A 14,093-nucleotide genomic window follows, 5' to 3' on the forward strand; every position below is an offset into this window, starting at 1 on the left:
CCTAGGTGTACTCAGTCAGTAGGTTGGTTGCACCTGCTGATGGGTGGTTTGCCTCCGAGGCTGCCGTGGGGGCGGTGGTGGTTGTAGAAGTTTAGCCATGGTTGCAGCGCTTCGGTGCGGGCTTGGTTGGATGTGAAGGGGTGGCGGTAGGCCCAGCCTTCTTGGAGGGTGCGGTTGAAGCGTTCTGCTTTGCCGTTTTGCCAGGGGTGGCGGGGTTTGATCAGGATGTGTTTGGCATCCAGGGCAGCGAGTGCCTTTTGGAAATCGCGGGAGGTCCGGTAAGCGAAGGCGTTGTCAGTCATGACACGTTTGACCGGTGCCCCGTGGGCTGCCATTACCGCTGCCGCCCGGGTAAGGAAACCGGCGCACGTGGGCCCCTTCTCGTCTGACAAGACCTCGGCGTAGGCGAAGCGGGTGTAGTCATCGACGGCGACGTGGATGTAGTCAAAGCCCACCTTCTGATTCGATGCGCGGTGATTTGCCGGGCTCTGGGAAGGATCAGCCCGCCACCCGCCTCCGTCGGGAATGCGCCCGAGTTTCTTGACATCGACGTGGATCATGTCCCCCGGTGCGTCCCGCTCGTAACGGCGATCAGTGGCTCGGGAAGCCCGGATTCGTACCCCGGTCACCGGATCCAGGTCCCACAGGCGCGGCATGCCAGCACGGGCCAAAATCCGGGAGACTGTCCGGGCGCTAATACCGCAACGCAAAGCCAGGCCAATTGGGCCTTCGCGGTGCTCCACGCGCTGGGTCAGAACCTTACTCACCACATTCGCTGGGGTCGCGTGCGGGCATGACTTTGGTCTGGAGCTGCGGTCCTGAAGACCTACCTGGCCGTGAGCACGGTACCGGCCTATCCACCGGTGTGCGCAGGTCCTGGATATCCCCATCTCTTTGGCCACATGGGCAATCGGGCGGCCGGAGAGGACGCGTTCAACGAGGATCTCTCTACCGGTCGGGGTCAGGCGGGCATTACGGTGGATCATGAAGACCTCTTAGTCGTTGGCTGCGTGTGGTAACCACCAACCTAAGAGGTCTTCACCCATTCAGGTGTAACCAACGTCCCGACTCAGTACACCTAGGAGGGCAGGAACGTTGTTACGGTGCTCCGGTGAGCTCACCGGTCTTCGAAGAGCAGCATCTGCCCGGTGCCGGCGTCACAGGTCCAGTAGTGGCCCTCCTCGTCAGCACCCAGGCAGTGACCAACCTCGGGAACCTGAACCTCTCGGATGAGTTCCAGGCCCTGGGGTGAGGCCGCCAAGGTGGCGATCGTGGTGCCGGGGTCGCTGCGGACGTAGAAGTGGTCTGGGCCGGGAGAATACGCCGGCAGGGATTCCCCACCGCCGACCTCGTACTCATCGATCACGTGGCCGTCGTTCACATCCAGCAGCGTGACCTTGCCGTTTTCTGCACAACTAGCCAGCAGGAGACCGTCGCCCTCATCGACCCGCGGGAATCCATGGGTCGCCTCGCAACCACTGGCCCAGCGCGCGGCGACAGTCCGCGCTTTGACGTCGATCTTGACGACTTCGTTCCCGGCGTGGGTGTAGGCCGTGGCCCCGTCGGAGGTCAGGGTGAGACCCTCGGTCCCGCCAGACACGGGCACGAAACCGACCTGGCGGGGGGCCGTCTCGAGGTCCTCGCCCACAGCGAAGATCTCGATGCCTTCCCGAGAGGGTTCACTGACCCACAGCTCCTTGGTGGCCGCGGCGTAGCGCACGTAGTCCGCTCCGGCCGCGGTGGAGACCGAGGACATCACCTGGCCCTCGGGGTCGAGGACCTGGATCTGCCGCCCGCTGCGGTCCAGCACAAAGATCCTTCCTTGCCCGGGGTCCACCGAGTCCGCGGTGCCGGAGGACGCCACATCGGTGGCCTGCCCGGTTTCCGGATCGAGGAGGTAGAGACCGTCTTCGCGGGCCGGCACCAGCACCGAACCCATGTCGGCGGCATACACCACGTCATCGAAATCGATGTCTTCGCCCGCCCCCGGCAATTCCACCGCCTGCGCCGATGGATCAGGCGCGGTACTGGGACTGCAACCAGCCAGCCCAGCCATCAACGCCACCGCCGTGGACCCAACCAGCCACCGATGAATCACCCGCACCTCAACCACCCTTTTGCAGAACCAGAACATACACCCATAGGTTATCGGTAACCGTGGTTACATGCGCGCGTCCACCCCCGCCCCGCGAACCGCACCCGATGTTTCACAACCGCCAGCAACTCACAACGGTTGCCTGCTGAAATGCAGAGGGCACCAAATATCGGCCCGCCATCAGCTGTTTTCAGGGCAAGTGTGAGGTGCTCTCGCACCTTTTAGAGCTGGAGGACCTTGGCGGTTTCGGACATGATTTCGCGGGCCAGCTGTGGATTCTCGTTCAGCTTCACGCCGTAGCCGGGGATCATTTCCTTGAGCTTTGGCTGCCATGCGGCGGTCTGCTGCGGGAAGCAACGTTCCAGCATTTCGAACATGATCGGTGCGGCGGTGGAAGCTCCCGGGGAGGCCCCGAGCAAGGCACCGATGGATCCATCCGCTGAGGTGATCATTTCCGTGCCGAACTGCAGGATGCCGCCCTTCTTGGGGTGCTTTTTGATGACCTGCACACGCTGGCCGGCGGTGATCAGCTCCCATGCGTCGCCGTTGGCTTCCGGGTAGTACTCGCGTAGGCCTTCGTTCTTGGACTCACGGCGCTTGAGCACCTCGGTGATCAGGTACTTGGTCAGGTCCATGTTGTCTTTTCCGACGGCGAGCATCGGAATCAGGTTGCTGGGTCGCAATGACAACGGAAGGTCCAGCAGCGAACCGCGTTTGAGGAACTTCGTGGAGAACCCGGCGTAGGGACCGAAGAGCAGGGACCGCTTGCCGTTGACGAACCGGGTGTCCAGGTGTGGAACGGACATTGGCGGTGCCCCGACGGAGGCCTGGCCGTAGACCTTCGCATTGTGCTGGTCGACGACTTCCTCATTGCCGCAGCGTAGGAACTGCCCGCCGACCGGGAATCCGCCGAAACCTTTGCCCTCGGGAATGCCGGTCTGCTGCAGCAGGTGCAGCGCACCACCGCCGGCGCCGATGAAGACGAAACGCGCCCGGACGGTCGTTTCCTCGTCGGTCGCCCGATCCTTGACCGAGACTTCCCAGCGACCATCACTGCCCCGGGCGACGTTGGTGACATCCGTGCCGAAGTTGAGGTCGACGCCGTTTTTCTCCAGAAAGCCGGTCAGCTCACGGGTTAGGGAGCCGAAGTCGATGTCGGTGCCGCTTTCCACCCGGGATCCGGCAACGCGCTGCTTCGGGTCACGGCCGCCCATCACCAGCGGGGCCCATTGAGACAGCGTGGCGTGGTCTTCGGTGTGTTCCATGGTCTCGAACAGCGGCTGTGGCTTCAGAGCCTCATAGCGGCGGTGCAGGTAATCCGCCGGCCCGTCGCCCCAGACGAAGCTCATGTGCGGGATCGGATTGATGAATGCGCGGGGCGCACCGATGTGGCCGGCAGCGACCATGTGTGACCAGAACTGCCGTGAGACCTGGAACTGCTCGTTGATTTTGATGGCCTTGGTGGGGTCGACCGAACCGTCCGCGGAAGCAGGACTGTAGTTCAACTCGCAGAGAGCGGAATGACCAGTGCCGGCGTTGTTCCAGGAATCCGAGGCTTCCATCCCTGCCCGGTCCAGGCGCTCGTACAGGCAGATGTCCCAGCCCGGTTCCAGTTGCCGGATGATGGAGCCCAACGTGGCACTCATGATGCCGCCGCCAATGAGAACAACATCGGCAGTTTTATGCGAATAAACGGCATGGGTTCGGGCGGTCAAGGTTCTCCCTCTGTTGTCTGGAATGGTGTGGGGTCGGTTAGTTAGGGCAAGAGTGTCAGCGGCAGGCTCGCGGCGGCGCAGACACCAAGCGTTCGCAGGACGCTCCAGCGCAGTTTGAAGATCATCACCATTGCCGCGATCGTTAGCAGCAGCGCCCAGGGCTGCAGGGTCGCCAGCACCGGTATCTCCATGCTGACGGGCCCCCAGTTGAGGGAGCTTGAATCTGCGAAGAGGGTATGGATGGCGAAGTACACGCCCAGATTCGCTATCACTCCGACTACGGCTGCGGTGATCCCGGTCAGAGCAGCCGATAGGGAGCGGTTCCCGCGCAAACGTTCAACGTAGGGTGCACCGAGGAAGATGAACAGGAAACTGGGGACGAACGTTACCCAGGTGACCAGGAGCGAGGCCAGCACGGCTGCTGTCCACGGGTCGAGGGAGCCGGGATCACGGAAGGCTCCGAGGAAGGCCACGAACTGCACAACCATGATCAGCGGTCCGGGTGTGGTCTCGGCAAGAGCGAGACCACGGACCATCTCACCTGGCGCCAACCATCCGTAGGTGGCTACGGCTTGCTGGGCCACGTAGGCCAGCACGGCGTAGGCTCCGCCGAAGGTGACTAGGGCGGTCCCGGAGAAGAACAAGCCCTGCTGAGTGAAGATGCTTTGGGGGCCGGTCAGGATGAAGGCGATCCCAACCGGTGCAAGCCACAAAGGGATGCCGAGACCCAGGACCAGGGCGCCTCTCCTCCAGGAGGGTTGAGCGTGGTGCAAGGCGTCATCGGAAATCAACGGTTCAGCCGCGCCCACGGTCTTCTTGGCGGGTGTGTCCATCAGGCCGGGGCGGGCCCGGCCTAGGGCCCATCCGGTGAACGCGGCTGCGGCGATGACCACCGGAAACGGGACACCGAAGATGGTCAGGGCAGTGAACGCTGCCACGGCCATCGCCACGAGGATGGGGTGGTGCAGTGCCCGTTTGGCGACCTTGATGACAGCCTGGGCCACGATGGCCAATACCGCTGCAGCCAGCCCGACGAACAGGGCAGAGACCAGCGCGGTTTCGCCGAAGGTTACGTACACCGCGGACAGTGCCAGCAGAGCCACTACGCCGGGTAGCACGAAGAGCACGCCGGCAATCAGCCCGCCCCGCACACCATTGAGCAGCCAACCGACGTAGACCGCCAGTTGCTGGGCCTCAGGGCCCGGCAGCAGCATGCAGTAGGACAGGGCGTGCAGGAACCGGCGTTCACCGATCCAGCGGTGCTCGTCAACCAGGCTGCGTTGCATGACCGCGATCTGCCCGGCGGGGCCGCCGAAGGTTTGTAGGGATATTTTGAACCACGCTTTGGTGGCATCCCTCAGGGGCACCATGTCGTGGATACGGGGTGTGGCGCTCATGCGGGGGTTCCTCCAGCGATGACGCTGCGGCGAATGTAACCGTAGACGGCGTCGAAGATTGGGGTTGTCTTGGACAGGACGTCCTCATCGGTGTGCGCCAGCGCCAGCGCACGCAGGATCAGGTCGAAACCGGCGGCCTCCGGGGCGTCGTAGTGATCATCTTCCAGGTCGGCCTCGTGCACGATCGCGGCGATGCGCCACAGCACCGGATCAGCCAGGTCATAGCGACGCAGGATCGTCTCGAACGTGCAATCGCTGCCGTGATGCCCAAGATCTACTCCCCGCATATCGAAAGCAGTGGCATCGCCGGGAACCTCATCGGGTCCGGAAACGAAAACGAACTGCGCCTGCGGATCAAGGTGGCGCAGAATCAGCCACGCACACGCCGAACGGTCAATATGCACCCCGGTCCGTGTCGCCCACCTCACGATGAAACCTCCATCGGAGCAACCATTTCCTGCCCGGCGAGATCTTTGAGCGCCTGGCGGGCCTGCTCACGCTGGGGTGGGCGGAAAAAATCGCGGCGTTCGACCCGGCGCATCTGCGCCCGCAGTCTCCGCAGGCCGCGCGTCCGTTCAGGTTCAGGGGCATCACGCGCTAACTGAGCCTGCCTGGCAATGTCGGCATACTCACCCGCCCGGGCCGCATTCATCGGCTCAATGACTGAACGCTCCAACGTTCGCGTCAAGGGTCGTGCGACCCACACTCCAGCTGTTCCGCCAGCTTCCTCAATTTCTTCGGCTGCCCACTCCAAATGCTCCTGAGTGCGCACATCGGCAGGAAGCGCCACCAACCCGTCAGCCAGCTGCGCCACACCCAACCGCTTGAACTTGCGCCACAACGCCAGCCGCGGAGCCGAGGGCTCACGCGGTAACCGGTACGTCAGAAACACCCACTCGCCCGGGGCAGGCACACTATCAACCATGAAAACCATGTAACCACGGTTACAGCATCACTGCAAAACAAGGCGTCCTATCCCGTCATGGATCAGAGGCCGGAGATCGATCTTCGTCTTTTTGACAAACGCAGATTGCGGATTTTTAGAGTGTAACCATGGTTACTATCAAGACGCGGGAAATGAAGTGGGTAGCTGTTTCTCTGGCGAGCAGCATGGTGCTGTTGACGGGCTGCACAGCAAGCCAAGACGCAGGGCCAGCGGCGACTGCCAGCGGCGGCGTCCACTCCGAACAAGCAGATCAGCCCGTCGCCGCCGCAGCGCCCCCGGAGCTGACGACCGAGACGGATTGGGAAGCCGTCGCCGACACACTCGAGTCTGAAGGGAAGCTATCCGGTGAGACGGTCTACCGCGTCACTTTTCCCCGGCGCGACCTGAACGTGATATCCGAGGGTGTGGCGATTGAGCCCGGGCTGGCGCTTGGGTCGTACGCGGCGTTCAGCCGCTACCCTGATGGGACCACGATGGTGATGGGCGACCTGGTGGTCACCGAGGACGAACTGCCGAAGGTGACCGATGCACTGCAACGCAACGGGCTGGGCCAAACGGCGGTGCACAAGCACCTGCTGGAGCACAGCCCGCAGGTGTGGTGGGTGCACTTCCACGGCACCAACGAGGACGCTGCACAGTTGGCCACTGGTGTGCGTGCTGCTTTGGACGAGACCGCCACGCCGCCGGCAGAACCGGCTGCGTCGGCGGAACCTGGGATCGACCTTGACACGGCCGGAATTGATGCAGCGTTGGGCACCGAGGGGCGCAACGACGGTGGCATTTACAAGTTCTCCTTTGCCCGTGCCGATGAAGTAACGATGGATGACCGGGTGTTGGAACCGGCGATGGGCGTCACCACCGCCATCAACTTCCAGCCCACTGGCGGAGGCAAGGCAGCGATCAACGGTGACTTCGCGATGACGCACGAAGAGGTTCAGCCGGTCATCCAAGCATTGCGCGCCGGTGGGATCGAGATCGTTGAGTTGCACAATCACGTTCTGGAAGACGAACCACGGTTGTTCTACCTGCACTTCTGGGCCAATGACGACGCCGTTCAGCTCGCGCAAGCGCTAAGCGAAGCGGTCAAAGCCCACGATGTTAAGCCGGCCGGCTGACCGGTATAGGAAGGGAGTATCTATGAAACCGCGCAACGCATTGGATTGGATTGCTTTCGTGCTCTTGCTGGTGGGGGCGCTCTCCTGGGGCGCGTTCGTCACCGACGTCAATATCCTCGATCGTGTTCTGGAGCCCATCGCTGATCCATTAGATGACGTGGTTTTTGTGCTGATCGCTGCGGCCGGTCTTTACTGGATCGTCCGAGTCCTCGGCGTGGGTCCGAAAGAGCCTGGCCGCTGACCAAGGAACCGCCCTTTGCCTACACGGGCGTTGAAAGGCCCGACCATTTCAAGATGATGGTCACGATTGCTGCGCTGGCCGAGCGATCCGCATGCGGTGTCAGCGCTGCAATCGACGGGCGCAGAGGCCACCCGAAAGACCGGCCCAAAATTCTGCGAAACTTCGATGAATTGTCGGCGGCACCTAACAAATGATGGCAAGTTACTTGCTGCGCCAGTCACCATCGAGCAGCTGGTCACTGCCAACGAACTGATTGCCGCTGGGCACCTAAGACCTAAGACGGAGGACACCCGATGCCTCAATGTCGACTGATCCACCTGTACTGATCGCTTGCCCGCGACGCCTGAGGCAACGAGTGCAGTGGGCTACGGAAATCTGTGCAGTCGACTTCGGAAAGTGACATCTCGTCGATGTCTGAAAAACGAACGTTCGCAATACACTCCAAGTCGAGTTTGAAGAAGTGGGACAACACAGGGCCTCATTTGTAATGCTTCGCGTGTACCCTCCTATGTAACGTCCAGCCCGGTTACTGATACGTTTTGGGGATGCGAATCGGATATGGACGGGTTTCAACTCATGACCAGCACCCCGAAGCCCAGCACGACGCCCTGACAGCGGCCGGTTGTGAGCAGATCTTCATTGACACAGCCTCCGGAAAACTCGCCCGCAGACCCGAACTCGACAAAGCGCTGCTCTCGGCCAACCGGGAAGATGATCAGCTCGTCGTGACCAAACTCGACCGGCTCGGCCGGTCGCTGGAAAACCTCATCGATTTATCCAACACGCTGCAGGTGCGTGGTGTTGACCTGGTCGTCCTGGACCAGGGCATCGACACGTCCACCGCCATCGGTCGGATGTTCTTCCAGATCCTCGGCTCGATCGCCGAGTTCGAACACGCCCTGATGTCCGAACGTACCCGTGACGGCCTCGCCGCTGCCCGTGCGCGGGGACGGACCGGCGGGCAGAAACCAAAACTCGGCCCCCGACAGGTCAGGCTGGCCCGGGAAATGTATGACGAAAAGGGGCCCGACGGCAAACGTGCCCATACCGTCGAGCACATCGCCCAGGAATTCGGCGTCACCCGGCCCACCATCTACCGGCACCTCGCCAAACCATGAACGACGGGCCTTGCCTGCCACAGCGAAACGGCAGCATGCCCGTAAGGCGCGGCCGTTTCGCAGATAAGGAATTCTGAGTTGGCTCTACGTGCTTTGCTCACGACTGCCGAGCGCGGCCAGATCCTGGCAATACCCACTGGAACAGAGGACCTTGCCGCCCGTTACACGCTCAGTGATGCAGATAAGTCGTTGATCCGCCAACGCCGCGGAGAAGCTAACAGGCTGGGCTTCACCGTCCAACTGGCTCTGCTGCGTTACCCGGGAATCGCGCTGGCCGAAGACACCGAAGTGCCCCCTGAACTGGTTTCCTGGCTGGCCTCTCGTATTGCCGTTTCGTCCGAGTGGGGTGAGTACGGAACACGTGAGGAAACGCGGCAGGAGCACGGACGGGAGATCCGCGCGTATCTGGGCATGTCTGCGTTCGGCATTGCAGAGTTCCGCGAGCTTGTGGAGCACGTGGGTGGCGTGGCTGCTCAAACCGACAAGGGCCTGCTCCTGGTTGAAAGTGCGAGGGACTTCCTGCGGGCAAGGAAGGTCGCTCTGCCTGGTATCAGCGTCCTCGAACGGGCTTGCGCGCAGGCCCTAACCAGGGCGAACCGGAACATTTACGCCACGCTCTGCGGCCACCTCTCCATCGAGCACCGGAAACGACTGGACGGGTTGCTGCTGCGTCGTCCCGATAGTTCATCGACTGAAATTGGATGGCTGCGGCAGGCACCGTTGCGCCCCAACGCGCGGGCGATGCGTGAGCACATCGACCGTCTCACTACCTGGCGTGCCCTTGATCTTCCCTGGGCGGCGGGTCGGCTGGTGCACCGGAACAGGCTGCTGAAGCTCGCCCGGGAGGGTGCAGCGATGACCGCGGCGGATCTGGCCAAGTTCGAACCCGCACGCCGGTACGCGACTCTCTTCGCTATGGCCACCGAAAGCATGGCAACGGTCACCGACGAAATCATCGATCTGCACGACAGGATCATTGGCCGGCTCATCCGGACCGCGCAGAACAAACAAAACCAGCAAACCCTGGCGTCCCGATCCACCGTCGCCACCATGATGCGCATGCACTCAAGGCTCGGTGATGCCCTCTTTGAGGCCAAGGAAAACGGTGAAGACCCCTTCGCCGCGATTGAAACGGCCATCGGCTGGGAATCCCTGGCCGCAAGCATCGCCCAGGCCAAGGAAATGACCAAACCAGCCTTCGAGGACCCTCTTGCGCTCGTCAGTACCCACTTCACGACGCTGCGCCGCTACACCCCGGCGTTCCTTGCCGTCCTTGACCTCCATGCAGCACCCGCGGCACAGGACCTGCTGGCAGCGATCAATGTCATCCGCGCCCTGAACACCACCAGTGCACGGAAGGTCCCCGACGACGCGCCGATCTCGTTCATCCGGCCACGTTGGAAACCACTGGTCTTCACTGAGGCCGGCCTGGACAGGGGATTCTACGAGTTCTGCGCCCTCGCGGAACTGAAGAATGCGCTGCGCTCGGGAGACATGTGGGTCACCGGATCGCGTCAATTCCGCGACTTCGATGACTACCTCCTTGCCGGTGCTGACTACACCGCCAAGAAGAACGCCGGGAAGCTGCCTCTCATCACGACCGATGGAAGCGCCCACTACCTCCAGGACAGGCTTGCCCTCCTTCAGGAGCGGCTGAAGGAAGTCAACCAGCTGGCATCCCGTGATGAACTCCCCGGCGTGCTGGTCACCGACAAGGGCGTGAAAATCACCCCGCTCGAGACGATCGTCCCCGCGCAGGCGCAACCACTGATCGACCAGGCCAGCGCCATGTTCCCGCGGATCCGGATTACCGACCTACTGATGGAAGTCGATACCTGGACCGGCTTCACCCGACACTTCACCAGCCTCAAATCCGGCCAGCCTTCCAAAGATAAGCAACTCCTGCTCACCGCCATCCTCGCTGACGGAATCAATCTGGGACTGACCAAGATGGCCGAGTCCTGCACCGGCGTAACGTACGCCCAACTGGACCGCCACCAAGCCTCCTACATCCGTGACGAAACATACAGTGCCGCTCTGGCGGAACTGGTGAACACCCAGCACGGTCACCCGTTCGCCGCACAGTGGGGCGACGGAACCACCTCTTCTTCTGACGGGCAGCGGTTCCGAGCCGGCAGCAAAGCCGAATCCACCGGCCATGTGAACCCCAAGTACGGTGCCGAACCGGGACGGATGATCTACACGCACGTCTCGGACCAGTACTCGCCCTTCCACAGCAACCTCATCAACGTTGGCGACCGGGACGCGACCTACGTCCTGGACGGGCTGCTCTATCACGAGTCCGAACTGCAAATCCAGGAACACTACACCGACACGGCCGGATTCACCGATCACCTCTTCGCCCTCATGCACCTGCTCGGCTACCGGTTCGCACCACGGATCCGCAACATCGGCGACACCCGCCTCTACACACCCACCAACAATCCAGGACTCCCGGCCCTGGCGCCGCTGATCGGCGGAACGATCAACACGACAATGATTTCCCTGCACTGGGACGAGATCCTCCGCCTTGCCACGTCCATCAAAACCGGCACCGTGACCGCGTCCCTGATGATGCGCAAACTCGCCGCCTACCCCCGCCAAAACGGGCTCGCCCTCGCCCTACGGGAACTGGGCAGACTAGAACGAACCCTCTTCCTGCTCGACTGGCTCCAAGACCCCGGCCTGCGCCGCAAAGTCACCGCCGGCCTAAACAAAGGCGAAGCCCGGAACACCCTCGCCCGCGCAGTATTCTTCAACCGGCTCGGCGAAATCCGCGACCGCTCCTTCGAGCAACAGCGCTACCGCGCCAGCGGACTGAACCTCCTCACCGCCGCCATCGTCCTCTGGAACACCGTCTACCTCGACCGCTCCGCCGCCACCCTGACCAGCAACGGCGGTGACATCGACCCAGACCTGCTGCGGTTCCTCTCACCCCTGGGCTGGGAACACATCAACCTCACCGGCGACTACACCTGGCCCCGCGCCAACCACATCAAACCCGGCAAATACAGGGCACTACGACGCTCCGCAAAACCTTAGCGTCGGATATTTCACTTTTTCACAAGCCGCCCCGTGATGGGTGCGTTCGCCGAATTCGAGAGGGCACTTATCGGTGAACGGCAACGCGAAGGAATCACCCTGGCGAAGCAACGCGGGGCTTACCGCGGCCGCAGTAAATCGCTTTCACCCGTCCAGGCAGCTGAGCTAAGAGAGCGAGTCAGTGGCGGGGAGCAGAAAACCAGTCTCGCACGAGAATTCGGAATCAGCCGCGAGACCCTGTATCAGTATCTGAAAGCCGAGCAAACGGGTTTGTCGAAGACCAACCTCGACAGCGCAGACCACTCCTGAGCTTTTATGTAGACGGTTTCGGCAGATGACAGCGAGAGCATGCACGGCAGTAAAACTCGCCGGTCTCTTCGCTGTCGTGCTCTCAGCCGTTCAGTGCGCCGTTGACTGAGCTAGCGACAGCACCGCTGAGAACCGAAGGTTCCGTCATCCGAAGCTGGCATTTGTACCGGAATCTGTTGAACGTGGATTTCCGTATCGGTCCTCCTTAGACCGCGACCCGCACGGCTCACTGACCAGCCATGGATGGGTTTGGAACCGGGTTGGGGCGGCGGCGGAGAAGGTTCATCATCGTCAGGGTCGCCACTGTTTCCTGGTTTTGATTGAAGATTTCAATAGCTGTGTGTACGAGCCCGCGGTCAGGTTTGCTCTGTGAAGGTCGTGCTTGCAGAACGGTGCACTGGAGGGAGAGGACATCCCTGGGGCGTACCGGTTTGAGCCAGCGCAGTTCGTCAACTCCGGGGGATGCCAGACTTGCCGCCTCGTTGAGGTAATGCCGGACCAGGATCCGCATCATGAGAGCCATTGTGTGCCAGCCGCTGGCAATCAGGCCCTTGAACGGGCCGTTGGCGGCAGCGACGCCGTTTGTATGGATGCTCTGCGGGTCGAACCGGTCAGCAAAATCCAGTATCTCCGCCTCGCTGACCGGTTCGGCACCAAACACTCCCACCGACCCGGGTACGTAGTCGTCGAAGAAACGATCATGCAAAGGCACTAGCCCCGGTGCCATTCCGTCACCTGCCATGTCCTGTCCCGCCTTTCACCGTGAGAAGATACCCGCAAATTTAGTGCATGCACCTGATGTACGCGGTTCAGTGGCCACAGCCGCTGAAAGTAGGACGAATGTGCGCTTTTCATGCGGTGATCAGGATTCGGATGCTGCGCCGGCAGTACCGTCTACCCGGCGATGATGATTACACTTCTGGGCCTACAAGCCAAGCCAAACCAACCCAGTCCGGTCAGGGCCGGGACCATCCGTGGGCGTGCCCCGTACAGCGGCAAGGTCCGGGCCTCTTTGAATCGATCGTCCGGCTTGCCGGTATCCTCCCCGCTGAGCACCGCCCGGGCCCGGCAATGAAGGTGGGGCGGTTGCTGTGACGGCCCGGTCAGGTGTGGTGGGTCACGGAACAGTTCCGTGCCTCGTTTCCATCGCGGGAACCCGCGCCATCGCTCAAGGCTGGCTGAAGACCCCGCTGCCGTGACGCCAAGGAGGGTAAGAATCGAGGGGAGTACGGGCAGACCGGTACACCAGGGGAGCGGCTCACCTACCGGGCAGCACAGCGACCCTTGGTCCACCCCGGCAGGCGGTCACTCCGGCAGCGGCGAGGGGAGGGGCACTGGTCCTTCTGAACCCAGCAAACCGCCCTTCTGATATCCACGCCTGCTGTAGTAGTAGGAGTAGTAGCGCTACTACTCCTACTACTGTAAGTTTGGACGCGGAGATGTTTTTGGTGAGGAAGGGGTTGAGTGTGAGTTCCAGTGTGAAGGATCGCGTGTACGCGGCGGCGGAGACCATTAGTGTTGAGCGGCGGCCGACGGTGTCCACGGTGCGGGCCGCGGCCGGGGTGAGTAATGCCGATGCCACCCGGTACCTGAAGGAATGGACCGAGGAGAAACTCGCCGCAGGCCAAAGCGTGGCGGCGGCACCGCCGACGTTGCTGGAGCAAGCCGCCCGGCTCGCTGGGGCCTGTTGGACCGAAGCCTCCAGCCTGGCTACTGAGCGCCACGCGGTGGTGGAAGCCGCCTGGGCGCAGGAGGCCCGGGATCGGAATGTGGAAGTCGCCGAACTCGTCGCCGACCTGGACCGAGTCACCGCAGAAAAGGACACCGCCGACAAAGAGTTCAGCACCCGAATAGCCAGTTTGGAGGAGCAACTGATTGGTGTGCAGGCAGCAGTAGAGGACGCCAAGGCCGCCCAGCGGGCCGCTGAGCAGCAGGCAACCGAAGCAACCGCCGAGCTCGCTGGCGCTCACACCCGGAACACCACGCTGCAGGAAGCCTACGAAGCCCTGCTGCAACGCATCAGCCCCACCCCAGCATCCCCAGAAAACCCTGCACCAGGACCCAAGGAAGCGCCGGCATAACACCGACTTGAAATGGTGAGGTCCTGGCCGGTTC

12 protein-coding genes and 1 pseudogene are annotated in these 14,093 nt (G+C 62.2%); 6 read left to right on the forward strand and 7 right to left on the reverse strand.

The features are described 5' to 3' along the window. Positions 1 to 11 precede the first annotated feature (11 nt). The 6 genes from K728_RS0108515 to K728_RS0108540 form a co-directional block, all read right to left on the reverse strand. The gene (locus tag K728_RS0108515; protein ID WP_024476390.1) at positions 12 to 986 is read right to left on the reverse strand and encodes an IS481 family transposase; all 975 of its coding nucleotides are present in this window, start codon (positions 984 to 986) and stop codon (positions 12 to 14) included. A 131-nt stretch (positions 987 to 1,117) separates the two neighbouring features. Further along, positions 1,118 to 2,104, reverse strand: a complete 987-nt coding sequence (locus K728_RS0108520) for a YncE family protein (RefSeq protein WP_156911245.1) — start codon at positions 2,102 to 2,104, stop codon at positions 1,118 to 1,120. A gap of 212 nt (positions 2,105 to 2,316) precedes the next feature. Then, entirely contained in the window at positions 2,317 to 3,810 is a 1,494-nt protein-coding gene (locus K728_RS18935; protein ID WP_035747643.1) for a malate:quinone oxidoreductase, read from the reverse strand. Positions 3,811 to 3,851: 41 nt separating this feature from the next. After that, a complete protein-coding gene (gene chrA, locus K728_RS0108530; RefSeq protein ID WP_024476428.1) occupies positions 3,852 to 5,207 on the reverse strand; it encodes a chromate efflux transporter in 1,356 nt (451 codons plus the stop codon). After that, positions 5,204 to 5,635, reverse strand: coding sequence for a chromate resistance protein ChrB domain-containing protein (locus tag K728_RS0108535; protein ID WP_024476429.1), 432 nt, complete (start codon positions 5,633 to 5,635; stop codon positions 5,204 to 5,206). Before K728_RS0108535 ends, chrA begins: the two co-directional genes overlap by 4 nt. Continuing rightward, positions 5,632 to 6,132: a Chromate resistance protein ChrB gene (locus tag K728_RS0108540; RefSeq protein ID WP_035747650.1), complete on the reverse strand. Its 501-nt coding sequence runs from the start codon at positions 6,130 to 6,132 to the stop codon at positions 5,632 to 5,634. Before K728_RS0108540 ends, K728_RS0108535 begins: the two co-directional genes overlap by 4 nt. A 128-nt stretch (positions 6,133 to 6,260) precedes the next feature. On the opposite strand from K728_RS0108540, the gene K728_RS0108545 reads away from it, so the two are divergent. From K728_RS0108545 to K728_RS0108565, 5 genes and pseudogenes are all read left to right on the forward strand, one after another. Continuing rightward, positions 6,261 to 7,268, forward strand: coding sequence for a DUF1259 domain-containing protein (locus K728_RS0108545; RefSeq protein WP_051317652.1), 1,008 nt, complete (start codon positions 6,261 to 6,263; stop codon positions 7,266 to 7,268). 22 nt (positions 7,269 to 7,290) lie between these two features. Then, on the forward strand, positions 7,291 to 7,509 hold the full coding sequence (locus tag K728_RS0108550; RefSeq protein WP_015061694.1) for a DUF378 domain-containing protein: 219 nt from the start codon (positions 7,291 to 7,293) through the stop codon (positions 7,507 to 7,509). Positions 7,510 to 8,054: 545 nt separating this feature from the next. Next, positions 8,055 to 8,627, forward strand: a complete 573-nt coding sequence (locus K728_RS0108555; RefSeq protein ID WP_015061697.1) for a recombinase family protein — start codon at positions 8,055 to 8,057, stop codon at positions 8,625 to 8,627. A gap of 78 nt (positions 8,628 to 8,705) precedes the next feature. Beyond that, on the forward strand, positions 8,706 to 11,669 hold the full coding sequence (locus K728_RS0108560) for a Tn3 family transposase (protein WP_015061698.1): 2,964 nt from the start codon (positions 8,706 to 8,708) through the stop codon (positions 11,667 to 11,669). A 33-nt stretch (positions 11,670 to 11,702) separates the two neighbouring features. Beyond that, positions 11,703 to 11,978: pseudogene (locus K728_RS0108565) on the forward strand (recombinase family protein); the annotation flags it as partial. Between the two features lie 226 nt (positions 11,979 to 12,204). Here K728_RS0108565 and K728_RS0108570 read toward each other — a convergent pair. Beyond that, entirely contained in the window at positions 12,205 to 12,705 is a 501-nt protein-coding gene (locus K728_RS0108570) for a MaoC family dehydratase (RefSeq protein ID WP_024476433.1), read from the reverse strand. 739 nt (positions 12,706 to 13,444) lie between these two features. Here K728_RS0108570 and K728_RS0108580 point away from each other — a divergent pair. Continuing rightward, the gene (locus tag K728_RS0108580) at positions 13,445 to 14,059 is read left to right on the forward strand and encodes a DNA-binding protein (protein ID WP_237742114.1); all 615 of its coding nucleotides are present in this window, start codon (positions 13,445 to 13,447) and stop codon (positions 14,057 to 14,059) included. The last annotated feature ends 34 nt before the right edge of the window (positions 14,060 to 14,093 follow it).

Source organism: Arthrobacter sp. CAL618 (assembly GCF_000468215.1).
Classification (GTDB): Bacteria; Actinomycetota; Actinomycetes; order Actinomycetales; family Micrococcaceae; genus Arthrobacter_D.